Source organism: Burkholderia sp. Se-20373 (assembly GCF_017104705.1).
Classification (GTDB): Bacteria; Pseudomonadota; Gammaproteobacteria; order Burkholderiales; family Burkholderiaceae; genus Burkholderia.
Genome location: NZ_JAAGPH010000066.1, coordinates 1 through 24,959 on the forward strand (window position 1 = coordinate 1; position 24,959 = coordinate 24,959).

Annotated in this window: 19 protein-coding genes, 1 tRNA gene and 1 pseudogene; 16 read left to right on the forward strand and 5 right to left on the reverse strand. The window is 66.3% G+C overall.

Annotated features, from left to right (window positions below; translation table 11 throughout):
* The 8 genes and pseudogenes from G3N96_RS39305 to cyoD form a co-directional block, all read left to right on the forward strand.
* Window positions 1-97, forward strand: a pseudogene (locus G3N96_RS39305) (DUF429 domain-containing protein); the annotation flags it as partial.
* A gap of 397 nt (window positions 98-494) precedes the next feature.
* The gene (locus G3N96_RS21360) at window positions 495-1,748 is read left to right on the forward strand and encodes an aspartate kinase (RefSeq protein ID WP_039364692.1); all 1,254 of its coding nucleotides are present in this window, start codon (window positions 495-497) and stop codon (window positions 1,746-1,748) included.
* A gap of 110 nt (window positions 1,749-1,858) precedes the next feature.
* A tRNA-Ser gene (locus tag G3N96_RS21365) sits at window positions 1,859-1,952 on the forward strand.
* Window positions 1,953-3,087: 1,135 nt separating this feature from the next.
* Window positions 3,088-4,617: an NADH-quinone oxidoreductase subunit M gene (locus tag G3N96_RS21370; protein WP_069248321.1), complete on the forward strand. Its 1,530-nt coding sequence runs from the start codon at window positions 3,088-3,090 to the stop codon at window positions 4,615-4,617.
* A gap of 275 nt (window positions 4,618-4,892) precedes the next feature.
* Window positions 4,893-5,780 (forward strand): ubiquinol oxidase subunit II, encoded by an 888-nt coding sequence (gene cyoA, locus G3N96_RS21375; RefSeq protein ID WP_089425725.1) that lies wholly within the window; start codon window positions 4,893-4,895, stop codon window positions 5,778-5,780.
* A gap of 3 nt (window positions 5,781-5,783) precedes the next feature.
* Complete coding sequence (gene cyoB, locus G3N96_RS21380) at window positions 5,784-7,790, forward strand: cytochrome o ubiquinol oxidase subunit I (RefSeq protein WP_089495134.1); 2,007 nt, start codon at window positions 5,784-5,786, stop codon at window positions 7,788-7,790.
* Window positions 7,790-8,398, forward strand: a complete 609-nt coding sequence (gene cyoC, locus G3N96_RS21385; RefSeq protein WP_089425723.1) for a cytochrome o ubiquinol oxidase subunit III — start codon at window positions 7,790-7,792, stop codon at window positions 8,396-8,398. The genes cyoB and cyoC overlap by 1 nt, the downstream gene beginning before the upstream one ends.
* A complete protein-coding gene (gene cyoD / locus G3N96_RS21390; RefSeq protein ID WP_206138397.1) occupies window positions 8,399-8,731 on the forward strand; it encodes a cytochrome o ubiquinol oxidase subunit IV in 333 nt (110 codons plus the stop codon). It begins immediately after the preceding gene.
* Window positions 8,732-8,840: 109 nt separating this feature from the next.
* On the opposite strand, the gene G3N96_RS21395 is transcribed toward cyoD, so the two are convergent.
* The gene (locus G3N96_RS21395) at window positions 8,841-9,140 is read right to left on the reverse strand and encodes a DUF4148 domain-containing protein (RefSeq protein WP_124585540.1); all 300 of its coding nucleotides are present in this window, start codon (window positions 9,138-9,140) and stop codon (window positions 8,841-8,843) included.
* Between the two features lie 216 nt (window positions 9,141-9,356).
* Between G3N96_RS21395 and G3N96_RS21400 the strand changes: the two genes are divergently transcribed.
* Genes G3N96_RS21400 through G3N96_RS21410 form a run of 3 tightly spaced genes read left to right on the forward strand, consistent with a single transcriptional unit; the run spans window position 9,357 to window position 12,119 of the window.
* Window positions 9,357-10,031, forward strand: coding sequence for a response regulator transcription factor (locus G3N96_RS21400; protein ID WP_069248317.1), 675 nt, complete (start codon window positions 9,357-9,359; stop codon window positions 10,029-10,031).
* Window positions 10,032-10,042: 11 nt separating this feature from the next.
* Window positions 10,043-11,434 carry a HAMP domain-containing sensor histidine kinase gene (locus G3N96_RS21405; RefSeq protein ID WP_206138398.1) on the forward strand — a complete coding sequence of 464 codons (1,392 nt, stop codon included), beginning with the start codon at window positions 10,043-10,045 and terminating at the stop codon, window positions 11,432-11,434.
* Between the two features lie 19 nt (window positions 11,435-11,453).
* Complete coding sequence (locus G3N96_RS21410; protein ID WP_206138399.1) at window positions 11,454-12,119, forward strand: winged helix-turn-helix domain-containing protein; 666 nt, start codon at window positions 11,454-11,456, stop codon at window positions 12,117-12,119.
* Between the two features lie 50 nt (window positions 12,120-12,169).
* Here G3N96_RS21410 and G3N96_RS21415 read toward each other — a convergent pair whose 3' ends face one another.
* The 4 genes from G3N96_RS21415 to G3N96_RS21430 all read right to left on the reverse strand — a co-directional run bounded on the left by G3N96_RS21415 (window position 12,170) and on the right by G3N96_RS21430 (window position 18,329).
* Window positions 12,170-12,427: a DUF4148 domain-containing protein gene (locus G3N96_RS21415; protein WP_206138400.1), complete on the reverse strand. Its 258-nt coding sequence runs from the start codon at window positions 12,425-12,427 to the stop codon at window positions 12,170-12,172.
* A gap of 110 nt (window positions 12,428-12,537) precedes the next feature.
* Window positions 12,538-13,953: an efflux transporter outer membrane subunit gene (locus G3N96_RS21420; protein WP_206138401.1), complete on the reverse strand. Its 1,416-nt coding sequence runs from the start codon at window positions 13,951-13,953 to the stop codon at window positions 12,538-12,540.
* The gene (locus G3N96_RS21425; protein WP_124585549.1) at window positions 13,946-15,121 is read right to left on the reverse strand and encodes an efflux RND transporter periplasmic adaptor subunit; all 1,176 of its coding nucleotides are present in this window, start codon (window positions 15,119-15,121) and stop codon (window positions 13,946-13,948) included. The genes G3N96_RS21420 and G3N96_RS21425 overlap by 8 nt, the downstream gene beginning before the upstream one ends.
* Window positions 15,111-18,329, reverse strand: coding sequence for an efflux RND transporter permease subunit (locus tag G3N96_RS21430; protein WP_206138402.1), 3,219 nt, complete (start codon window positions 18,327-18,329; stop codon window positions 15,111-15,113). Before G3N96_RS21430 ends, G3N96_RS21425 begins: the two co-directional genes overlap by 11 nt.
* 297 nt (window positions 18,330-18,626) lie before the next feature.
* Here G3N96_RS21430 and G3N96_RS21435 point away from each other — a divergent pair, with 297 nt between their 5' ends.
* From G3N96_RS21435 to G3N96_RS21455, 5 genes are all read left to right on the forward strand, one after another.
* Complete coding sequence (locus G3N96_RS21435; RefSeq protein WP_124585563.1) at window positions 18,627-18,983, forward strand: hypothetical protein; 357 nt, start codon at window positions 18,627-18,629, stop codon at window positions 18,981-18,983.
* Between the two features lie 141 nt (window positions 18,984-19,124).
* The gene (locus tag G3N96_RS21440) at window positions 19,125-20,996 is read left to right on the forward strand and encodes an extracellular solute-binding protein (protein WP_206138403.1); all 1,872 of its coding nucleotides are present in this window, start codon (window positions 19,125-19,127) and stop codon (window positions 20,994-20,996) included.
* Window positions 20,997-21,048: 52 nt separating this feature from the next.
* On the forward strand, window positions 21,049-22,092 hold the full coding sequence (locus G3N96_RS21445; RefSeq protein ID WP_059532181.1) for an ABC transporter permease subunit: 1,044 nt from the start codon (window positions 21,049-21,051) through the stop codon (window positions 22,090-22,092).
* Window positions 22,093-22,140: 48 nt separating this feature from the next.
* Window positions 22,141-23,238: an ABC transporter permease gene (locus G3N96_RS21450; RefSeq protein WP_124585552.1), complete on the forward strand. Its 1,098-nt coding sequence runs from the start codon at window positions 22,141-22,143 to the stop codon at window positions 23,236-23,238.
* The gene (locus G3N96_RS21455; protein WP_206138404.1) at window positions 23,235-24,857 is read left to right on the forward strand and encodes a dipeptide ABC transporter ATP-binding protein; all 1,623 of its coding nucleotides are present in this window, start codon (window positions 23,235-23,237) and stop codon (window positions 24,855-24,857) included. Before G3N96_RS21450 ends, G3N96_RS21455 begins: the two co-directional genes overlap by 4 nt.
* Window positions 24,858-24,959 lie beyond the last annotated feature (102 nt).

Genomic DNA, 24,959 nt, shown 5'->3' on the forward strand with positions numbered 1-24,959 from the left:
CGTCATCGACGGAAATGCGCACGCGTATGGCGATGCGGAGGGCGGATATATCCGCGTGCCGATCGTGAGCGAGACGATCGTTCTCGGCGCACTGTAGTCGTGTCGCGCGACCCGGGCGATGGGGGGCTCTGCTCGGTGAGCTTTTGCGGGGGGGCGGCGGCCCGCCTGACGGCGTGATGGCACGCGCATTTTCACCATTTGGTAAACAGCGCCGGAACGGCCCCCGACGCCGCGAGCGGCTTGTCAAGCGGGCCTCTATCGGGTACGCTCGGTCGTTTGCTCGGCTCGATTTTTGAGCGATTTGTGCAGGTTTTCCGCGTGACGTACCCGGTTTGCGCGGCCTGATCGGCCTTCCGGGCAAAATCCGTCACGCTTGCGTGTTGCGTCCCAGCCGTCCCCCTCGTCGTCCGTCCACAGCCACAAGCCGCGTGACCGAACGGCTACGCGGCCTGCCCAGCGCGCCCGTGCGGTTTCTCCTCCAGTTCAGAACGACAATGGCACTCATCGTACACAAATACGGCGGCACTTCGATGGGCTCGGTCGAGCGCATCAAGAACGTCGCGAAACGCGTCGCAAAATGGCATCAGGCCGGGCACCAGATGGTGGTCGTGCCTTCGGCGATGTCCGGCGAAACCAACCGTCTGCTCGGTCTTGCGAAAGAGATTTCGAGCCAGCCGAGCCCGCGCGAGCTCGACATGATCGCGTCGACCGGCGAGCAGGTCAGCGTCGGCCTGCTGTCGATCGCGCTGCAGGAAATCGGCGTCGAGGCCGTGAGCTACGCCGGCTGGCAAGTGCCGATCAAGACCGACAGCGCGTTCACGAAGGCGCGCATTCACTCGATAGACGACGAACGCGTGAAGGCCGATCTGAATGCAGGCAAGGTCGTGATCATCACGGGCTTCCAGGGCGTCGATCCGGACGGCCACATCACGACGCTGGGCCGTGGCGGCTCGGACACGTCGGCGGTGGCGGTGGCGGCTGCGCTGGGTGCCGAAGAGTGCCTGATTTATACGGACGTCGATGGCGTCTACACGACCGATCCGCGCGTCGTCGAAGAGGCGCGCCGCCTCGATCGCGTGACGTTCGAGGAAATGCTGGAAATGGCCAGCCTCGGCTCGAAGGTCCTGCAGATCCGCTCGGTCGAATTCGCCGGCAAATACCAGGTGAAGACGCGTGTGCTGTCGAGCCTGACCGATCCGCTGATTGCGCTCGACGAAGAAATGCGCTCGGGCACCCTGATTACTTTTGAAGAAGACGAGACCATGGAAAAGGCAGTCATTTCCGGCATCGCGTTCCAGCGCGACGAAGCACGCATTGCTGTGATGGGCGTGCCCGACAAGCCGGGCATCGCGTATCAGATCCTCGGCCCGGTCGCGGATGCGAACGTCGACGTCGACATGATCATTCAGAACCAGAGCGTCCAGGGCAAGACCGACTTCACGTTCACGGTCGGCCGCGGCGACTACCAGAAGGCGATGGACATCCTCACCAACCAGGTGAAGGGCCACGTGAGCGCCGAGCACGTGCAGGGCGACCCGAAGGTGTCGAAGGTGTCGGTCGTCGGCGTCGGCATGCGTTCGCACGTGGGCGTCGCGAGCAAGATGTTCCGCACGCTGTCGGAAGAGGGCATCAACATCCAGATGATCTCGACGTCGGAAATCAAGATTTCGGTGCTGATCGACGAGAAATACATGGAGCTGGCCGTCCGCGCGCTGCACAAGGCATTCGAACTCGACCAGGCATCGTGAATTTTTCGTGATGCATTGAAGAAAATGCATCACGGAAATTGACGCGCGGTTCGAAACCCTATATTATCTCGTTCTCGTCGCACTGCCTCCCTGGTGCGAGCGAAAGTTTGGGAGACGTGGCCGAGAGGTCGAAGGCACTCCCCTGCTAAGGGAGCATCTGGGCCAAAACCTGGATCGAGGGTTCGAATCCCTCCGTCTCCGCCAAAAGCGGTGACAAAGCCCCGCAAGTTCTCGGACTTGCGGGGCTTTTTCTTTTTCGGGCGCCGCCGAGCGCCCGGTGCGGGATGTGGCTGGATGTCATCCCCGGTGGATTCGGGTGGACGGGCAGTGATCCGATGCGTGTTTGGCGCGGTTTGGCTTGAGCGGCAACGGCACACCATATATCGCGTATCGTTTGACGCGATTCAGCGTGACGCTTTCGGCAAGCACGCATTCCGTTCTGAGCAGCCTCGCTCGTCGCCCGTCGACGGACTTGTCGGCAACCACGCGCCGTTACGCACCGCCAACACAGCTACCGGCACACGCTAGTGACACCATGCACGTGCATGGCAAGCATCAGCAGATCATGCGCAGGTACCACACGATCATCGCGCAGCGTGTCGTGATGGAGCAGGGCAACGTTGCCGCTCGTGCGCGATCTGTTCCCCCTCGCGTTCGACAAGCACGCCGCGCTACAGGATGTGCGCATGGCTACGATGCGATATCACGACGCTCGCGTTGAAGTCGGCACAGCCTGCCGCAAGCGGCATGATCGACGTGGGTCGATGTCACGCCTGGAAGCCGCGTCTGCCAATTTCCTCCGCAACACGACCATCATCGCGCGATGAATATGCACATTGGGGGCCACCTGAATCGTCGGTGATCGCACTCGGGAACATGAGAGCGAGGTGGGGGGCACCATTCCATCGACTTGCGTCGAGTAAGGCTGGGTGAAATAAAAATGAAAGGTAAATTGTAAGAATTGCGAGCCGCACGCGCGCTATCTTGGCGACCGTCAATTATCTGATTCTGACCCTCGGAAATAGGGCATCGGCGTCAAAAATGCGGCACTGCGTCGATTTTCGCGATCGACCTGATCGGGTAATACAAAAAATTACACATAAAAATCAGTGGCATAAGGTTGATCGAAAAATCAACGCTCTGCTGCGCTGCAGAAAATAATCAATCGCCTTATGCTGGTTAACCCGATCGCATTTGAGCGGCGTCAAGTTTTCCGGTGATGCCGCTTTACATTTTGCCAACGCTGGCGATTCACGAAATCTACCTGTCGATTTGATTTCGTTCCTTTCGTCTCGCCTGTTCCCGATGCAGTGCGCGACTTCATCAAGGCCTTGTTGACATGCATGATTTCCCCTTCCTGAGCCTGGCCATCTGGGCTCCGATCCTGTTCGGCGCGTGCCTGCTGCGCGCCGGGTCCGACCATCATCCACGCCGTACGCGGCTGATCGCGCTCGTCGGCGCGCTGGTGGGGCTTGCGGCGGTCGTGCCGCTGGTTGCCGGTTTCGACGCGCACTCGGCCGCGATGCAGTTCGTCGAAAGCCGCAACTGGCTGGCGGCATTCAATTCCGGATGGCGGGTCGGCATCGACGGCGCGTCGCTGTGGCTCGTCGTGCTGACCGCGTTCACGACGCTCGTGGTGGTGGTGGCGTCCTGGGAGTCGGTCACGGTGCGCGTCGCGCAGTACTACGCGTCGTTCCTGATCCTGTCGGGGCTGATGGTCGGCGTGTTCGTCGCACAGGACGGGCTGCTGTTCTTCATCTTCTTCGAGGCGACGCTGATCCCGCTTTACCTGCTGATCGGCACGTGGGGGCGCGAGCGTCGCGTGTACGCGGCCGTGAAGTTCTTCTTCATCTCGTTCGCCGGATCGCTGCTGCTGCTGATGGCGATGCTGTATCTGTACGCGCAGTCGCATACGTTCGACATGGCCGTATGGCGCACGCTGCAGCTCGGCTTCGCGCCGCAGTTGCTGGTGTTCCTCGGCTTCTTCGCCGCCTTCGCGGTCAAGGTGCCGATGTGGCCGGTCCACACGTGGCTGAGCGACGTCTACACCGACGGCCCGACCGGCGCCGCGCTGATGCTCGCGATGCTCAAGCTCGGCGGCTACGGGTTCCTGCGCTTCGCGCTGCCGGTCACGCCCGATGCGAGCCACTTCTTCGCGCCGGCCGTGATCGCGCTGTCGCTGTTCGCGATCGTCTACGCGAGCCTGATCGCGCTCGCGCAGACCGATCTCGGCAAGCTGCTCGCGTATTCGACGGTCGCGCACATGGGGATCGTCACGCTCGGGCTGTTCCTGTTCAACCGGATCGGCGTCGAAGGCGCGATCGTCCAGCTCGTGTCGTACGGCTTCGTCGCGGGCGCGATGCTGTTGTGCGTGAACGTGCTCGTCGATCGCACGAAGCAGCGCGAGATTGCCGCTTACGGCGGCGTCGCGGGCGTGATGCCGCGCTTCGCGACCTTCACGGTGCTGTTCGCGATGGCCAACGTCGGCCTACCGGGCACGTCGGGGTTCGTCGGCGAGTTCATGGTCATCATGGGCGCGATCCGCTTCAACTTCTGGATCGGCGCGATCGCGGCGCTGACGCTGATCCTCAGCGCGTCGTACACGTTGTGGATGCTCAAGCGCGTCGTGTTCGGCAAGGTCGCGAGCCAGCGGATCGCGAAGCTCGCCGACCTGAACCGTCGCGAGATCGTGATGTTCGCGTCGCTCGCACTCGTGGTGCTGGCGGTCGGCATCGATCCCAAGCCGTTCACCGACGCGATCGATCCGACCGTCGGACGGCTGATCGAAGACGCGAGCCATTCGAAGCTGCCGACAGGGGACGGCCCTGCGCAGCCGCAGCCGTCGTACATGGCCTCGACGCGCGGCTGAGCGCGGCACGTCGCGCGAATGGGGTGCACCGCACGGCGGTGCGGTCGTTGCACGCGCATCGATTCGGTCGCGGTCCGGCGCAGGCAGCGCCGGGCCGGCTTTCGGCTGCGTGAAATTGCCCCGCGACAATCTGTCTCACGGCAGTTTCTGCAATGATGATTTTCCGCATTAGCTGGTTTTTCATCGCACTCGCGCGACGTATGATTCGGCCACTTTCGTGGATCGAATGCGCATCGGGCATACGCAAACGGATTCAATGACCCTCGGGCTGTGTGATGAAAAGAAAAGCTTCAAAAGGCGGGGTGGCGCTGATGTCGATCGGCGCGGCTTTGAGCCTGTCAGGCTGTAATTTAGATGTACTAAATCCGAAAGGAAGCGTGGGCGCTGCCGAAAAGGCGCTGATCGCGACGTCCACCTGGGCGATGCTGATCGTCGTCGTGCCGGTGATCCTGCTCACGCTGTGGTTCGCGTGGCGTTACCGCGCGTCGAACCGCAACGCCACCTACGCGCCGAACTGGTCGCACTCGACCGCGATCGAGGTCGTGATCTGGACGGTGCCGACGCTGATCATCCTGTTCCTCGGCGTGCTCACGTGGAAGACCACGCACGAGCTCGACCCGTACAAGCCGCTCGAGTCGTCGGTGAAGCCGATCGACGTCGAGGTCGTCGCGCTCGACTGGAAGTGGCTGTTCATCTATCCGGAACTCGGCATCGCGTCGGTGAACCAGCTCGCGATTCCGGTCGGCACGCCGGTGAATTTCCGCATCACGTCGGATTCGGTGATGAACTCGTTCTTCATCCCGCAGCTCGGCGGCCAGGTCTACGCGATGGCCGGCATGCAGACGCGCCTGCATTTGATCGCCGACGAACCCGGCAACTATGCGGGCACGTCCGCCAACTTCAGCGGCCGCGGCTTCTCCGACATGAAGTTCCGCACGCTCGCCGAGCCGCGCGAACAGTTCGATGCATGGGTGCAGAAGGTGAAGGCGTCGCCGGAGCGGCTCGACGCGACCGTGTATGGCACCGTCGCGCAGCCGAGCGAGAAGGCGCCCGTGCGCTACTTCTCGTCGGTCGATCCGCGGCTCTTCCACAACATCATCGCGAAATACAACGATGGCCACGTCCTCGACCTGAAGGACGCCGCCTGCGGCACGAAGGGGTAACGCATGTTCGGCAAACTCACACTCTCGGCGATCCCGTTCGATCAGCCCATCATCATGGGGGCCGGCGCCTTCATGGGGCTGGTCGTGCTGGGCATCCTCGCCGCGCTGACGATCACCGGCCGATGGAAATGGCTGTGGACGCAATGGCTGACCACGGTCGACCACAAGAAGCTCGGCGTGATGTACATCATCGTCGCGCTGATCATGCTGCTGCGCGGCTTCGCGGACGCGATCATGATGCGCATGCAGCTCGCGCTCTCGTACAACGGGCCCGGCTACCTGCCGCCGCACCACTATGACCAGGTCTTCACGGCACACGGCGTGATCATGATCTTCTTCATGGCGATGGTGTTCATGGTCGGCCTGATGAACCTGATCGTGCCTTTGCAGATCGGCGCGCGTGACGTCGCATTCCCGTTCATCAACTCGCTGTCGTTCTGGATGACGGCCGTCAGCGCGATCCTGATCAACGTGTCGCTCGTGATCGGCGAATTCGCCCAGACGGGCTGGCTCGCGTATCCGCCGCTGTCGGAGCTGCAGTTCAGTCCGGGGGTAGGGGTCGACTACTACCTGTGGGCGCTGCAAATCTCGGGCGTCGGCACGCTGCTGACCGGCGTGAACTTCTTCGTGACGATCATCAAGATGCGCGCGCCGGGCATGACGCTGATGAAGATGCCGGTGTTCACGTGGACCGCGCTGTGCACGAACGTACTGATCATGGCGTCGTTCCCGATCCTGACCGCGACGCTCGCGCTGCTCGGCCTCGATCGTTACCTCGGCATGCACTTCTTCACGAACGAAGCCGGCGGCAACGCGATGCTGTACCTGAACCTGATCTGGGCATGGGGTCACCCCGAGGTGTACATCCTGATCCTGCCGGCGTTCGGTATCTTCTCGGAAGTCATCTCGACGTTCGCGAAGAAGCCGCTGTTCGGCTACAAGACGATGGTGTACGCGACCTGCGCGATCATGGTGCTGTCGTTCCTCGTGTGGCTGCACCACTTCTTCACGATGGGCTCGGGGGCGAACGTGAACGCGTTCTTCGGCATCATGACGATGATCATCGCGATCCCGACCGGCGTGAAGGTGTTCAACTGGCTGTTCACGATGTACCGCGGCCGGATCGAATTCACGACGCCCGTGCTGTGGACGATCGGCTTCATGGTCACGTTCACGCTCGGCGGCATGACCGGCGTGATGATGGCGATCCCCGGCGCGGACTTCGTGCTGCACAACAGCCTGTTCCTGATCGCGCACTTCCACAACGTGATCATCGGCGGCGTGCTGTTCGGCTATCTCGCGGGCTTCAACTACTGGTTCCCGAAGGCGTTCGGCTTCAAGCTGAACGAGAAGCTCGGCAAGGCCGCGTTCTGGTTCTGGCAGATCGGTTTCTACGTGGCGTTCGTGCCGCTCTACGTGCTCGGCTTCATGGGCATGACGCGCCGGATCAACCATTACGACAACCCGGCCTGGCATCCGTGGCTGCTGGTCGCCGCCTTCGGCGCCGTGCTGATCGCGATCGGCATTGCATGCCAGCTGCTGCAACTGGTGGTCAGCATCCGCAACCGCAACCTGCCCGAGTACCGCGACACGACGGGCGATCCGTGGGGCGGCCGCACGCTGGAGTGGGCGACCTCGTCGCCGCCGGCCGACTACAACTTCGCGGTGATCCCGCAAGTGCGCACGCTCGATGCGTATGCGGACATGAAGGCACACGGCGAAGGCCGGCCGAACCCGGCGGCGATTCGCGACATCCACATGCCGTCGAATACCTGCGCAGGCCTCGTGGTCGCGATCTTCAGCCTGGTGCTCGGCTTCGCGCTGGTGTGGCACATCTGGTGGATGGCGATCGGCGGGCTCGTCGGGATCGTCGCGACGCTCGTGATCTACAGCTCGCGCGACAACGACGGCTATTACATCCCCGCGTCGACGGTGCGGAAGATCGAAGACAAGCAGCCGACGAAGCGCGTGGCTGCGCGCGTCGACGACGTGGAACTGGAGGCCAACTGATGTTGCAGAAAACCTTGAGCGCAACCCTGCTCGAGCACGACGACCATCCGCCGTCGCATTCGGTGTTCGGGTTCTGGCTGTACCTGATGACCGACTGCGTGATCTTCGCGGCGCTGTTCGCGACGTTCGCGGTGCTCGGCCAGCAGTATGCGGGCGGGCCGACCGCGAAAGACCTGTTCGACATTCCGGGCGTCGCGGTGGAAACCGCCGCGCTGCTGCTGTCGAGCATCACGTACGGTTTCGCGATGCTCGCTGCGTACAAGCAGCGGCGCGGCGCGCTGCTCGCGTGGCTCGCGGTGACGTTCGTGCTCGGCGCGGCGTTTCTCGTGATGGAACTGCGCGAGTTCTCGCACCTGATCGCGGAGGGCGCGGGCCCGCAGCGCAGCGCGTTCCTGTCGGCGTTCTTCACGCTGGTCGGCACGCACGGGCTGCACGTGACGGCCGGCCTGCTGTGGATGATCGTGCTCGCCGGGCAGATCGTGTTGCGCGGCGGCGACCTGACCGATCGCGACCTGCGACGCCTGACGTGCCTGAGCCTCTTCTGGCACTTCCTCGACATCGTGTGGATCTGCGTGTTTTCCTTTGTCTATCTCGCGAGCGTGATCTAAATGGCCCATTCGCATTCGTCTCAACTCGAAGAAGGGCACGGCAGTGTCGGCGGCTACGTCGCCGGTTTCATCCTGTCGGTGCTGCTCACGACCGCGTCGTTCGGCCTGGTGATGGGCGGCGTGCTGTCGCCGCACGCGTCGCTGGTCGCGCTTGCCGTGCTCGCGTTCGTGCAGATCGTCGTGCATCTCGTGTACTTCCTGCACATGAACGGCTCGTCGGGCCAGCGCTGGAACGTGATGGCGTTCAGCTATACGGTGCTGACCGCGGCGATCCTGATCGTCGGCACGCTGTGGGTGATGCACAACGTCAGCATGAACATGATGTCGCGCTGAGCCGCAGCCAAGCGCAGCGGTAGCAATTCATGCGCGTTCATGAAGAAAAGGCGGCACTCGCGTGCCGCCTTTTTTGCTTTTCCCGGCCGTGTTGTGCCGGGCGGCAGGATCAGTGCCGGGCGCCCGCATCGGCCGTCAGCGCATGCGTGCAGTCGGCGCGATACTCGGCGGTGAGCCGATGTTTCGCGCCGTCGAGATCGTCGGGGTAGTAAGGGCTCGCGTGCGCGGGATCGTAGCCGACCTGTTCGAGTTCGGTCAGCTCGCGCACGAGGTCCGCATGCGTGACGTCGTGGCCGGTGTGGACGAACGGATACGCGTTGCATTCCTGCGGCGTCAGGTGCGGTGCCGCGAACGCGGCGGTGCTGGCGCATGCGAGCAGCATGCAGGCGACGGTAGTCGACAGTTTCATCCGGTAACTCCTGGTTGCGCGGCCCGATGCCGCATGACGTCAGCGTAGGCGGTGCGCACGACGGGGCGGGCGACGCACGGATGAAACATGTTTCACCCGTGCGCCACGGTGCCGGATGAAGCATTTTTCATGTAGTGCCGGACGGCGATCGGGGCGTCTACGATAGTCGGGGGCGCATCGCGTGCGCCCGTCATGACGTTCATTGCGAGGGCAACCATGCGAGTACTGACGGTCGAGGATGATGCGGTGACCGCGAACGAAATCGTCGGCGAGCTGACCGCGCGCGGGTTCGAGGTCGACTGGATCGACAACGGCCGCGAAGGCATGCTGCGCGCGATGAGCGCATCGTACGACGCGATCACGCTCGACCGGATGCTGCCGGGCGCGGACGGCCTCGCGATCCTGACTGCGATGCGCACGGTCGGCATCGATACACCGGTGCTGATGCTGAGCGCGCTCGGCGATGTCGACGAACGCATCCGCGGGCTGCGCGCGGGCGGCGACGATTACCTGACGAAGCCGTTCGATTCCGGCGAGCTGAGCGCCCGCATCGAGGTGCTGCTGCGTCGCCGGCAGGCGTCGGGCGTGCCGCAGCAGACGCTGTTGAAGGTCGGCGCGCTCGAACTCGATCTCATTTCGCGCTGCGCGCGTCGCGGGGCCGACGAGATTCCGCTGCTGCCGACCGAGTTCCGCGTGCTCGAATTCATGATGCGCAATGCGGGGCAGACGATCACGCGCACGATGCTGTTCGAGACCGTGTGGGGCTATCACTTCGATCCCGGCACCAACCTGATCGACGTCCACATGGGCCGGTTGCGCAAGAAGATCGATCCGCCCGGCGCGACCCCGATGATCCAGACGGTGCGCGGCTCGGGCTACATGCTCGCATGACGGAGGCCCGGATGGATGCGGCTCGCGCGGCGAACTTCACGCGCCGCTGGCACACGACGACGTTTCGGTGGCTGTGCGCGTATGCGGCGATCTTCTCGGTTTCGCTGCTCGTGCTCGCGGGCGTGATCAACGTGGCCGCGACGCACACGATGGCGCGCGACACCGACGAGGTGCTCGCATGGCAACTGATCTATTTCGATTCGATTCCCGATGCCGAGCTGCCGCTCGCGATCCACCGGCGGCTCGAGCACGAGCACATGCATACCAGTTTCTACGGGTTGTTCGACGCGAACGGGCGACGCGTGGCCGGGGACATCGCGACGCCGCCCGCGCTGCGCACGGATCGCCACGGACGCACGCTGAACCGCACGCTTGCGCCGCTCGACGGCCAGCCCGCGCCGATCACGCGCGCGATGGCGGTGCGCCGCGACAACGGGATGACGCTGGTCGTCGCGCGCGACCTGTCGCATTTCATCCAGATCCGCGATGTCGCGATTCGTGGGCTCGTGATCGGCGGCGTGATGATCCTGATCGCGGGCATCGCGGGCGGCAGCATGCTCGGCATGCGGCAGATGCGCCGCGTCGCCGCGATCCGGCGCGTCACGCGGCAGATCGCCGAGGGCGATCTCGGCAAGCGGCTGCCGGTCGGACGCTACGACGAACTCGACCTGCTCGCGCATCTCGTGAACCACATGCTCGACGAAGTCGAGCGGCTGATGGGCGAGGTGCGTCATACCTGCGACGGCATCGCGCACGATCTGCGCACGCCGCTTGCACGCGTGCACACGATGCTGGCCCGGCTCGCGGAGCAGCCGTTTTGCGCGGACGACCCTGCGTCGTCGGCATTGCTCGCGTCGGCGCGCGACGAGACCGACCGCTTGCTCGAGCGCTTTCGGGCGATGCTGCGCATCTCCGAGATCGGCACGCTGAGCCGGCGTGGCGGCTTTGCCGCGGTCGACGTCACGGCTTTGCTGCGCGACGTTTGCGAGCTTTATGAGCCGCTGGCCGAAGCCGTCGACGTGTCGTTCGAACTCGCCGCAACATCGGTCGACCGCATTCACGGCGATCGCGCGTTGCTGTTCGAGGCATTCAGCAATCTCGCGGACAACGCGATCAAGTTCACGCCGCCGGGCGGCCGCGTGCGCGTCGCGCTCCATTCGACGCCGAGCGGGCCGCTCGTGCGGATCGAGGACACCGGGCCCGGCATCCCGCCCGGCGAACGCGACGCGGTGCTCGAGCGCTTCTATCGCGGCGAGCGCACGCGCCATGTGAGCGGCTCGGGGCTTGGGCTGAGCATCGTCTCGGCGGTGATGCGCGTGCACGGCTTTGCGCTGCGGATCGGCGATGCACCGCTGGCCGGCGCGGCGATCACGGTCGAATGCTGGCCGCGCTCGCTCGCATGACGGCGTCGGGGAACGAGCGATGCGCATCCTGCTGATTTCCTCGCCGAACCCGGAGGCGGCGCGGCTCGACAAGGCCTTTCGCGAGAGTACGCATGGCGTCGAGCGCGTCGACGGATGGCGTGATGGCTGCTTCGTGGCGACCCAGGACCGGTTCGATGCCATCGTGATCATTGCGCCCGATACGGCTGCCGACCCGGCGATGCTCGAGGCGTTGCCGCGGCTCGCCGCATCGGCGGGCGGCGCGACGATTGCCGCGATCGTGGCCGGGACGACACCGGCGCAGCGCGCGCGGCTGTTGCTGGCCGGCTGCGATGTGTGTCTTGCCCATCCCTGTTCGTTCGTGGAACTGCACGAGCGGCTGCGTGCGCTGTGGCGCCGCAACGGTGTCATCGCAATGCGCGAGTCGGTCCGGCTCGACGTGGCCGCGCGTGCACTCGAGGAGCAGGGCCGGAGGCTGGCGCTCAGCATGCGGGAATTTCGTCTCGTCGAATGCCTGCTGCGCGAAGCGGGGCGACCGGTCGGGCGCGATGCCGTGCTGCGTTATGCATGGGGTGATGCCGACGTCGAACCCGAGACGGTCAATGCGCTGGTCGTGCGGTTGCGGCGCAAGCTGGCCGCACACGCGTTTTCCGCGCGCATCGAAACGGTCGCGCGATTCGGGTTCAGGTTCGACGCGGGCGGATGACGGAGCGGCATCGCGCCGTGCCTGGCAGATGGCACACATGCCGCGCGCGCTCAGTGCGAATAGAGTTCCCGGTTGAGCTGCGCGAGCTGGCCGTCGCGTTCGGCGCGGACGAGTTGGCGATACACCTGCGCGCGTGTCAGCGGCGTGGCCGGTCGCGCGTTCCATGCCGGTTGCGACGACAACGGTGCGGTCGCGGTCGCGGCGAACGTCCGCGGTGCAGTCGCGGTGTCGGGCTGCGTTGCGCTGGCCCGGCCGGGCAGCGCGACGCACAGGGCGGAGAGCAGGGTGGCGAACATCAATGTCTTCATGGCGTGATCCTTTTCAAGTGACAGTGGCCGGTGCTGCGGTGGCGATGCCGGCAGGATCGACGTTATCGGATGCGTCCGTGCGGGCACCGGGCGCGCCGATGAAGAATCGTTCATGAACGCGCGTCGTGCCAGCCGCCGCCGAGCGCGCGCACGAGCCCGACGGATGCCTGCAGGCGTCGGGCGTCGACGTCGAGCGCCGCGATCTGCGTATCGAGTTCGGTCGTCTGCGCGGTGACCACGTCGAGATAGCTGACCGCGCCGTCGCGATAGCGCGACATCGACAGCGCGAGCGAATGCCGTGCCGCGACCAGCGCCGCGTCGTCCTGGTCCGATTCGTCGCCGAGGCGGTGCAACTGCGCGAGATCGTCCTCGACGTCGCGGAATGCCTGCAGCACGACCGCGCGGTAGCGCGCGCCTTGTTCGTCGAACTGCGCGCGCGCATGGCGTACGCCGGCGGCACGCCGGCCCCCGTCGAACAGCGTCATCGCGAGACGCGGCCCGACCGACCAGATCTCGTTGGGCGCGGCGAGACAGGGCGAAAACGTATCGCTCTGGAACCCGGCGTCGAGGCCGAGCGACAGGTCGGGAAAGTACGCGGCGCGTGCGACGCCGATCCGCGCGTTCGCGGCCGCGACGCGGCGTTCGGCGGCGGCGACGTCCGGCCTGCGTTCGAGCAGCGTCGACGCGAGTCCGGTCGGAATCGACGGCACGCCCGGCAGCGCCGCAACGGGCGGCAGCGAGAACGTCGACGCGGATTCCCCGACGAGTGCCGCGATCGCATGCTCGTCGAGCGCGCGCCGCGCGGCGATGTCGGACGCACGCGCCTGGACGAGTGCGAGTTGCGTTTGCGCACGCGATACGTCGAGCCCCGATGCGAGGCCGCCGCGATGGCGACTGACCGTCAGCTGCCACGCACGGCGGTACGTGTCGATCGTTTGCGCGAGCGTGTCCGCTTCACGGTCGAGCCCCGCGAGGTCGAAGTAGGTGCTGGCGACGGCGGCCTGCAGGCTGAGCCGGACCGACGCGAGGTCGTCGTCGGCCGCCTGCGCGTCGTCGCGGCCGGCCGCGACCGCGTTGCGGACCTTGCCCCACAGATCGACGTCGTAGCCGAATCCCGCTTCGAGCGTGTTCGATTCATAGATATCCGGCTGACCGCTGCCGCGCAGCGGCCGGCGCGCGGACTGCCGGTCGCGGTCGGTCTCGGCATCGATGCCCACGGTCGGCAGCAACGCCGCATGCGCGTCGTCGAACAGCGCGGCGGCTTCGTCGTGCCGCGCGACGGCGGCGGCGAGGTCGGGATTCGCGCGTGCGACGAGCGGTTCGAGCCGGTCGAGTGTCGCGTCGCCGTACACGCGCCACCAGCCGTCACGCGGCAGGCGATCGGCTGGTACGGCATCGACCCACGCGCCCGTTTCGCGAAACGCGGTCGGCACCGGAACGGCCGGCGCGCGATAGGTCGGCGCCAACGAGCAGCCGGCGAACAGCGCGACGCTGCCCAGCCATACAGCGAGCAGACGGTCAGCCATGCGCACGCTCCGTCGCCATGGTGCCGGCGATACGCACGGGGTCGCCGTCCGCGAGCGAATCGGGTGGATTGTCGATCACGCGGTCGGCGGCCGCGAGCCCCGATGCGATCTCGACACGCGTGCCGAGATCGGTCGAGATCGATACGTTGCGCAGCCGCGCATGCCCGGTCGCATCGAGCACGGCGATTTGCAACCCGTCGTGGCGGAAGATCAGCGTGCTTGCCGGAATCGACAGCGCATGCGCGGCGCCGGGCATCGCGATCCGCACCTGTGCGTACTCGCCCGGGAACAGCGTGCCTGCCGGGTTGGCAATCGAAAACTGCGCGAGCAGCGTGCCGGACGCCGGATCGATCGATTGGGCGGAATCCGCGAGCGTGGCGTCGAACGTCATGCCGGGACGCTCGGGCACGGTCAGCGCGACAGGCATGCCTGCGCGGATAGCGGCCGCGTCGTCTTGCGGAACGTGGACGTACAGGCGCAGCCGCCGCGCGTCCGAGACGGTGAAGAGCTCGGCGCCGTTGCCGCTGCCCGCGTCGATCAGCGCGCCGACATCGGTCTTGCGGGCCGTGACGATGCCGTCGAACGGCGCGGTGAGCCGCTTGAACGATTCGAGCGCTTCGAGCCGGCGTACATTGGCGGTGCTCGCCGCGACGGCCGCGCGTTTGGCGTCGAGGTCGCTACGTTTCTCGTCGGCCTCCTGCTGCGAGACGGAATCCTGCGCGAGCATCTCGGCCCAGCGGGCGGCCGTGACGGCCGCAAGCCGTTCGTTCGCGGTCGCGCTTTGAAGGTCGGCGCGCGCCTGCTGCAACTGCTGATCGAGATCGGGTGTGTCGATCGACGCGAGCAACTGGCCGGCTTTCACGTGCGCGCCGATGTCGGCATACCACGCGTGCAGGTAGCCGGGTACACGTGCGTAGATCGGTGCGTCGACGTACGCGTCGAGCCGGCCGGGCAGCACCAGCGCATCGCCCGCGGCCGGCTGCGGCGCAACCGTCGCGACGGTCGGGATCGCCTGTTGCACGGTCCAGGCGGCGACCGCGTGCGCATCGTGCAGGCGGGCGACGAGGCCGGCCGCCGCGACGGCGAGCGCGGCGACGGCGCCCGCGATCGCGAGCGGTTTCAGGTAGCGCGGCGTGCCAGGGGGGCGGACGTCGAATTCAGTGGACATGCTGTTCTCCCGGAGTAAGGGGCAGGGATTCGGAACGAGGCGCGCGATCGCGCCGGTGGACGAGGCTGAACACGACGGGCACGAACACGAGCGTCGCGACGGTCGCGCACAGCAGGCCGCCGATGACCGCGCGGCCGAGCGGCGCGTTCTGCTCGCCGCCGTCGCCGAGACCGAGGGCCATCGGCGCCATGCCGATGATCATCGCGAGCGCGGTCATCATCACGGGCCGAAAGCGCGTGAAGCCGGCTTCGAGCGCGGCGACGGTCGCATCGGCGGTATGCGCGAGCCGTTCGCGCGCGAAGGTCACGACGAGGATGCTGTTCGCGGTCGCGACGCCCATGCACAGGATCGCGCCCGTCAGGGCCGGCACCGACAGCGGCGTGCGCGTGACGAACAGCATCCAGACGATGCCGGCGAGCGCCGCCGGCAGGCCGCTCACGATCACGAATGCGTCGCGCCACGAATGGAAGTTGACGACGATCAGCAGGTAGATCAGCAGGACCGCGCCGGCGAGGCCCGCGAGCAGCCCGCCGAATGCGCCGTTCATCGTCTGCACCTGGCCGCGCACGGTCACGCGCGACCCCTTGGGCAAGCCGGCCGCGTTCGCGTGCAGCACGCGTTCGATGTCGGCGCTGACCGCACCGAGATCGCGGTCCTGCGTCGTCGCGAAGATGTCGTACAGCGGGGCGATGTCGTAATGCGACACGACCGCGTCGGTCTGTCCGCGCACGATCGTCGCGAGTCCGCCGAGCAGTTGCGGCGCGCCCGAGCGGCCCGTGACGGGCAGCGCGCGCAGGTCCGCCAGCGACGTCATCCGGTACTGGGGCGTCTGCGCGACGATCGGATACGACACGCCGTTGTGCGGATCGAGCCAGTAGGTCGGCGACACCTGGCTCGTGCCGGACAGGCTCGCGACCACCGCATTGGTGACGTCCTGCTCGGTGATGCCGAGTTGCGCGGCCCGCGTGCGGTCGACCGATACCGTGAACTGCGGATAGGTCGACGCCTGCTGCATGCGCGCGTCGGCCACCCCCGGCACGCTGCGAATGCGCCGCAACAGCTCGGTCGCATAGGCGCGGTTGGCGGCGCGATCGGGGCCCGTCACCTGCACGTCGATCGGCGCGGGCGCACCGAAGTTGAGGATCTGGCTCACGATGTCGGCGGGCAGGAACGAGAACGTCACGCCGGGAAACGCGCGCGGCAGCCGCGTACGCAACTGCTTGACGTAGTCGGCGGTCGGCGCGTGGTCGCCCGTGAGCGATACGAGGATGTCGCCGTCCTGCGGGCCGATCGTGCCGCTGTTGCTGTACGTGAGGTTGATCCCGCTGTTCGGCAACCCCATGTTGTCGACGATGCTCGCGATCGCGTGCGGCGGCACGACGCCGCGCACCGTCTGCTCGACGTGGTCGAACAGCGCGGCCGTTTCCTCGATGCGCGTGCCGATCGGTGCGCGCACGTGAATCGCGATTTCGCCTGCGTCGACCGACGGGAAGAAATTGCGGCCGAGCCACGGCACCAGCACGAACGACACCGCGACCGCGACGAGGAACAGCGCGACGAAGCGCGCGCGGTGGACGAGTGCGAGGCCGAGCACGACGCGGTAGCCGGCGCGCAGTGCTGCGAAGCGGCGCTCGAACCCCTGCTGGAACGCGACGAGCGGATTGCGTGCGCGTGGCGCCGGGAACGGCGCACCATGCGGCGCAAGCGCGGCCGCCGGGTGCGCGGCATGCGGTTTCAACAGGTAACGGGCCATCATCGGCACGAACGTGCGCGACAGCACGAACGACGCGATCATCGCGAAGATCACGGCTTCGGCCATCGGCACGAACAGGAAGCGGGCCACGCCATCGAGCAGCAGCATCGGCACGAACACGATGCAGATGCACAGCAGCGACACGAAGGCCGGCGCGACGATCTGCGACGCACCGTCGAGGATCGCATCGCGCACCGCCTTGCCCTGTTCGAGGTGCCAGTTCACGTTCTCGATCGTGACGGTGGCATCGTCGACGAGAATGCCGACCGCGAGCGCGAGCCCGCCGAGCGTCATCACGTTGAGCGTCTCGCCCGCGGCCGCGAGCGCCGCGAGCGCGGCCAGCACCGCGAGCGGAATGGACGCGGCGATGATCAACGTCGAGCGCCAGCTGCCGAGGAACAGCAGGATCATCGCGGACGTCAGCGCGGCGGCGATCAGGCCTTCGCGGGCCACGCCGCTGACGGCGCCCTTGACGAACACGGACTGGTCGCCCATCACGACGAGCCTGAGCGAAGGCGGCAGGGTCGCCTCGATGCGCGGCAACTGCGCCTTGACGCCGGAGATGATGTCGAGCGTCGATGCCGAACCGCTTTTCAGCACGCTCATCAGCACCGCGCGCCGGCCGTCGACGCGCACGATGTTGCCCTGCGGCGGATAACCGTCGCGGACGTGCGCGACGTCGCGCATGAAGATCACCGCGCCGTTCACGCTCCGGATCGGCAGCGCATTGAGCTGGTCGATGGTCAGCGGGCTGTCGTTGAGCCGGATGTTGTACTCGAAGCCGCCGATCTTCTGCGTGCCGGCCGGGATGATCTGGTTCTGCTGCGCCAGCGCGGTCGCGACATCCTGCGCGGACAGCCCCTTGGCCTGCAGCGCCTGCGGATCGAGATCGATCTGCACTTGGCGCACCTTGCCGCCGTACGGTGACGGAATCGCGACTCCCGCGACGGACAGCAACTGCGGCCGGATCACGTTGGTCGCGTAGTCGCCGAGCTGCTGTTCGTTCAGCGTGTCGCTCGTCAGCGCCAGCTGCAGTACGGGCACGGTCGATGCGTTGTAGTTGAGGATCTGCGGCGGTGTGGTGCCCGGCGGCATCTGCTTGAGCACGGTCTGCGAAATCGACGTGACCTGCGCGGTCGCGGTGCGGATGTCGACGCTCGGCTGGAAGAAGATCTTGACGATCCCGAAGCTGCGGAACGATTGCGACTCGATGTGCGCAACGTCGTTGACGGTCGTGCCGAGCGTGCGCTCGTAGTAGGTGACGATGCGTCCGGCCATGTCGGCCGGCTGCAGGCCCGCGTAGTTCCACACCACGCTGATGACCGGAATCCGGATGTCGGGGAAGATGTCGGTCGGCGTGCGCAGCGCCGCGAGCGGCCCCGCGATCAGGATCAGCAGTGCGAGGACGATGAACGTGTAGGGGCGCGCAAGCGCGAGTCGGACGAGTTTCAGCATCGGCGAGGTCTCCGCCGGCGCGGGGCGCCGGCCTGTCAGCGAAGTGCCGAAGCGCGGCGGGCGCCCGGTTCGGCTCGCGCAGTGTGCGTGGCGCCGCTTAACGCGGGGCGCGGGGCAGGATGAAAGATGTTTTAGGAATGGGGCGTGAGGGGGCGGGGCGGGCGTCGATTGTTACAAGACGTTAGCGCGGGCTTACTGTTGCGATGCGGCGCATCAGTTCTTACAAAGTGGAAATATGCGGAGACGGCGCTTGCCGTTATAGTCGAATCACACATGAAACAACCAGAAGAGGAATCCATGAAGACCTTGCGTGTTGCCTCGCTCTTGACCGGTATGACGGCCTTGCTCGTGTCGGGCGCAGCAATGGCGGGAGTCAATGTCGGGATCAATCTCGGCGTTCCGGCGCCGGTCTACGTCGCGCCCGCACCCGTGTATGCGCCTCCGCCCCCGCCGCCGGTCGTCTATCAGCCTGCGCCGGTCTACGCGCCGGCCCCTGTGTATGCACCGGGGCCGACCATCGTGATCGGCTGGCACGGCGACCGCTACTGGGACGGCCGCCGCTACTGGGGCCGCGACGAGTGGTACCGCCATCACGGCCGCGGCTGGGGCGATCGTGGCCACTGGGACAACGGCCGCCACAACGGCTGGCGCTGATCGGCAGGGCGCGCCCGCCTGATGCGCGCCTCCGATCCGCTCGTGAAGAAACCGCCCGCGTGGCGGTTTTCTTTTGGCTCGCCGGCTTGAATGGGTAGAATCGTCCCTCGTTACTTCCCTCATTCGACCGACAGGGCCTCTATGACGAAGGGTTCGCCCCGGGCCGCCGCCGCGCGCGTCCGCCGTGCGGCACGAACTGCCGGCCGCGCGGCCGCGGTGTTCGTGCTGCAAACGGTGCTGGCCGCGACCGCTGCGCACGCGGCCTACGCCATTGCGCAGTACGGCGAGCCGAAGTATCCGCCGGGCTTCAAGCATTTCGACTACGTCAACCCCGACGCGCCGAAGGGCGGCACGCTCGTGCTGACGAACCCGAACCGGCTGACGTCATTCGACAAGTTCAACCCGTTCACGATGCGCGGCAACCCCGCCCCGGGCATCGACATGCTGTTCGAGAGCCTCGCGACCGGCAGCTCGGACGAGCCGGCCTCCGCGTACGGGCTGCTCGCCGACGACATCGACATCGCGTCGGATCGCCGGTCGGTCACGTTTCACCTGAATCCGCGCGCGCGCTTCTCGAACGGCGAGCGCGTCACCGCCGACGACGTCAAGTTCTCGTTCGACACGCTGAAGAGCAAGCAGGCCGCGCCGCAGTTCGGCGCCTATTTCGCGGAGATCGCGAAGGCCGTGGTCGTCGATCCCGCCACCGTGCGCTTCGAGTTCCGCAGCGCGAACCGCGAATTGCCGCTGATCGCGGGCGGTGTGCCGGTGTTTTCTCGCAAGTGGGGATTGCGCGCGGACGGCTCGCGCATCCCGTTCGACCAGCTCGCGTTCGAGCAGCCGATCGGCAGCGGCCCGTACGTGATCGACCATTACGACAACGGCCGGACGATCACTTACCGGCGCAACCCGGCGTACTGGGGCGCCGACCTGCCGGTGCGGGTGGGCACCAACAATTTCGAGCGGATCGTCTACAAGCTGTACGGCGACGGCGTCGCGCGGCTCGAGGCGTTCAAGGCCGGCGAATACGACGTGCTCGTCGAGTACATCGCGCGTAACTGGACGCGCCGCGACGTCGGCAAGCGTTTCGACAACGGCGAGCTCGTCAAGCACGAATTCCGCCAGCATAACGGCGCCGGCATGCAGGGCTTCTTCATGAACCTGCGCCGGCCGCTGTTTCGCGACGTGCGCGTGCGCCAGGCGCTCGATCTCGCGTTCGACTTCGAGTGGCTGAACCGCCAGCTGTTCTACAGCGCGTACACGCGGATGAACAGCTACTTCGCCGACACCGACCTGCAGGCGACCGGCACGCCGGGCCCCGGCGAGTTGAAGCTGCTCGAGCCGCTGCGCGCGCAGCTCGACCCGGCCGTGTTCGGCCCGATGGTCACGCAGCCGAACACGAATCCGCCGGGCTCGCTGCGCGCGAACCTGCTGAAGGCGCGCGCACTGCTCGCGCAGGCCGGCTGGACCTATCGAGACGGCGCGCTGCGCAACGCGAAGGGCGAGCCGTTCACGTTCGAGATCCTCGACGATTCCGGCGCGGCGATGGAAGGGATCGTGGCGGCGTACCAGCGCAACCTGGCGAAGCTCGGCATCGACGCACGTTTTCGCACGGCCGATTTCGCGCTGCTGCAGAAGCGTCTCGACGCGTTCGACTACGACATGACGACGATCCGCCTGCCGGGCGTGCAGGTGCCGGGCGCCGAGCAATACTCGCGTTACGCGAGCAAGTTCGCCGACGAGCCGGGCTCCGACAACTTCATCGGGCTGAAGTCGCCGGCCGTCGACGCGCTGCTGCACGCGCTCGGTACCGCACAGACGCGCGAAGACCTGCTCGACGCGACGCACGCGCTCGATCGCGTGCTGATGCACGGCTACTACGCGGTCCCGCAGTGGTACAGCACGACGCACCGGGTCGCGTACAAGCGCACGCTTGCCTATCCGCAGACGCTGCCGCTGTACTATTCGGCCGAGGGCTGGGTCGTGTCGACGTGGTGGGCGAAGCCCGATCACTGAACCGCGCCGCCCTGACGTCCCATCCCGCCTACCGATCGCGAGTCGACGCCCTATGTGGAGCTACATCCTCAAACGCCTGCTGCTGATGATCCCGACGCTCATCGGCGTGCTGACCCTCACGTTCGCGGTGATCCAGTTCGTGCCGGGCGGCCCCGTCGAACAGGCCGTGCAGGAATTGCGCAAGGGCGCGACGGAGCAGGGCGCGGTGCCGTTCGGGATGCGTGCGCACACCGGCGTCGACGCGCAGCAGCTCGCGCAGCTCAAGGCGCTGTACGGCTTCGACAAACCGCCGCTCGAGCGCTACTGGCTGATGCTCAAGCGCTTCGCGCGCTTCGATCTCGGCGACAGCTACTTCCGCCACCAGAGCGTGTGGTCGCTGGTCGTGCAGAAGCTGCCCGTGTCGATCAGCATCGGGCTGTGGACGTTCTTCCTCACTTACCTCATATCGGTGCCGCTCGGCATTGCGAAGGCGGTGCGCAACGGCTCGCCGTTCGATGTCGCGACCAGCCTCGTCGTGCTCGTCGGCTATGCGATTCCGGGCTTCGTGCTCGGCGTGCTGCTGCTCGTGCTGTTCGGCGGCGGCTCGTTCTGGCAGCTGTTCCCGCTGCGCGGGCTCACGTCGGACAACTTCGCGCAGCTGTCGCTCGTCGGCAAGGTGCTCGACTACCTGTGGCATATCGCACTGCCGATCACGGCGTCGGTCGTCGGCAGCTTCGCGGTCGTCACGATGCTGACGAAGAATGCGTTCCTCGACCAGATCCGCCGGCAATACGTGCTGACCGCGCGCGCGAAGGGGCTCTCCGAGCGCAACGTGCTGTGGAAGCACGTGTTCCGCAATGCGATGCTGCCGCTGATCGTCGGCTTTCCGGCCGCGTTCATCGGCGCGTTCTTCACCGGCAGCCTGCTGATCGAGACGCTGTTCTCGCTCGACGGCCTCGGACTGCTGTCGTACGAATCGGTCGTGCGGCGCGACTATCCGGTCGTGCTCGGCACGCTGTACCTGTTCACGCTGATCGGGCTCGCGACCAAGCTGATCTCCGATCTCTGCTATGTGTGGGTCGATCCGCGCATTCAATTCGACACCCTGGAGCGCTGACATGAAACCGTCCGTCTGCATGCCCGGCGTCACCGGGCGAGGTGCGCGATGAACCGGGCCGTCGTGTCCTCCCGCATCGACGCGGCGCGCGCCCGCGTGTCGCCGTCGCCCGCGCGCCGCGTATGGCAGCGCTTCAGGCAGCAGCGCCTCGGCTACTGGAGCTTCGTGATCTTTTTCGTGGCGTTCGCCGCGAGCGTGGCGGCGCCGCTGTGGTCGAACGACAAGCCGCTCGTCGTGCGTTACGACGGCCAGTACTATTTCCCGCTGTTCCACGCGTATCCGGAGACGACCTTCGGTGGCGATTTCCCGACGCCGGCCGACTATCTCGATCCATACGTGCGCAAGCGGCTCGAGGCGCCCGGCAACTTCGTCGTCTACCCGCCGAACCGCTACTACTACGACACGCTGAACTACTTCTCGAACGTGCCGAACCCCGCGCCGCCGTCGCGCGCGAACTGGCTCGGCACCGACGCGCAGGGGCGCGACCTGCTCGCGCGGCTCGTGTACGGGTTCCGCGTGTCGGTCGAGTTCGGGCTGATCCTGACCTTGATCGGCACGCTGCTCGGGATCGCCGCGGGCGCCGTGCAGGGCTTCTTCGGCGGGCGCATCGACATCGTCGGGCAGCGGTTGATCGAGATCTGGAGCTCGTTGCCGGAGCTGTACCTGCTGATCATCTTCGCGTCGATCTTCGAGCCGAGCTTCCTGCTGCTGATCGTGCTGCTGTCGCTGTTCGGCTGGATCGGGCTCGCCGACTACGTGCGCGCGGAATTCCTGCGCAACCGTACGCAGGACTACGTGCGCGCGGCGCGCGCGATGGGCCTCACGAACTGGCAGATCATCTGGCGCCACGTGCTGCCGAACAGTCTCACGCCGGTGATCACGTTCCTGCCGTTCCGGATGAGCGGCTCGATCCTCGCGCTCACGAGCCTCGATTTCCTCGGGCTCGGTGTGCCGCCGCCGACCCCGAGCCTCGGCGAGCTGCTTGCGCAGGGCAAGGGCAACCTCGACGCGTGGTGGATCTCGCTGTCGACCTTCGGCGTGCTGGTCGCGACGCTGCTGCTGCTGACCTTCATGGGCGATGCGCTGCGCAACGCACTCGACACGCGGATCGCCGATTCGGTGCGCGCGGCGGGAGGCCAGCGATGAGCGAACCGGTCGTATCGACGCAGCACGAGCCGCTGCTGGCGCTCGAGCATCTGCATGTGCGCTTCGGCGACACGGTCGCGGTGGACGACGTGACGCTCGAGATTGGCCGCGGCGAGCGCGTCGCGCTGGTCGGCGAGTCGGGGTCGGGCAAGAGCGTGACCGCGCTGTCGATCCTGCGGCTGCTGCGGGACGCCGACTTGAGCGGCGCGATCCGCTTCGCGGGGCAGGACCTGGTGGCCAAGAGCGAGCGCGAGATGCGCGGGCTGCGCGGCTCGGACATCGCGATGATCTTCCAGGAGCCGATGACCGCGCTCAACCCGCTGTATACGATCGGCGTGCAGATCGGCGAGACGATCGTGCTGCACGACGGCGTCTCGGCGGCCGAGGCGCGCAAGCGTGCGATCGCGTTGCTTGCGCGCACGGGCATCGCGGAGCCGGAGAAGCGCGTCGACAGCTATCCGCACCAGTTGTCGGGCGGCCAGCGCCAGCGCGCGATGATCGCGATGGCGCTCGCCTGCAGGCCGCGCCTGCTGCTGGCCGACGAGCCGACCACCGCGCTCGACGTGACGATCCGCGCGCAGATCGTCGACCTGCTGCTGGAATTGCAGCGCGAGGAGGCGGAAAAGCGCGGGATGGCGATCCTGTTGATCACGCACGACCTGAATCTCGTGCGGCACTTCGCGGATCGCGTCGCGGTGATGGAGCACGGCCGGCTCGTCGAGAGCGGGCCCGTTGAACGGATCTTCGCGGAACCCGAGCATCCGTACACGCAGCGGCTCTTGAACAGCCGGCCGCAACGCGCGGTCACGCCGGTGATGCCGATCGCGCCCGTCGTGCTCGACGCGCAGCACGTGAGCGTGCAGTTCGCGCGCAAGCGGCCGGGCATCGCGGGCTGGTTCGGCTCGGTGCCGGTGACGGCCGTCGCGGACGTGTCGGTGTCGGTGCGGCAGGGCGAGACGCTCGGCATCGTCGGCGAGTCGGGATCGGGGAAGTCGACGCTCGCGATGGCGCTGCTCGGCCTGCAGAAGACGGCCGGCGGCACGATCGAATTCCAGGGGCGCGCGTTGTCGACCTATCGCGGCCGCGAACAGACCGCGCTGCGCTCGAACATGCAGGTCGTCTTTCAGGATCCGTTCAGTTCGCTTTCGCCGCGTCACACGATCGAGCGGATCGTCGGCGAGGGGCTCGAGCTGCATCGCCCGGACATGACGCCCGACGCGCGGCGTGAGAAGTCGCTCGCGGTGCTGCGCGAAGTCGGCCTCGACCGCACGGTGCTGCATCGTTATCCGCACGAATTCTCGGGCGGGCAGCGCCAGCGGATCGCGATCGCGCGGGCGCTGGTGCTGGAGCCGCGCATCCTGATCCTCGACGAGCCGACGTCCGCGCTCGACGTGTCGATCCAGCAGCAGGTGCTGAAACTGCTCGCGAATTTGCAACAGAAATACAACCTCGGCTATGTCTTCATCAGCCATGACCTGGAGGTGATCGGGGCGATGGCGCACCGCGTCGCGGTGATGCAGGACGGGGCCGTCGTCGAGTCGGGAGAGGTGGCCGACATCTTCGCCAGACCGTCACATCCTTACACACAAAAGCTGTTGAAAGCGGTCTGGAAAGCGTGATAGGCGGCCAATGGTCTGACTATCTCGATTGTATTTATTAATTTGTTTTGACAAACGATTACGCGCTGGCTAGTATCGACCGAAATTTTCCGCCAATCAGCT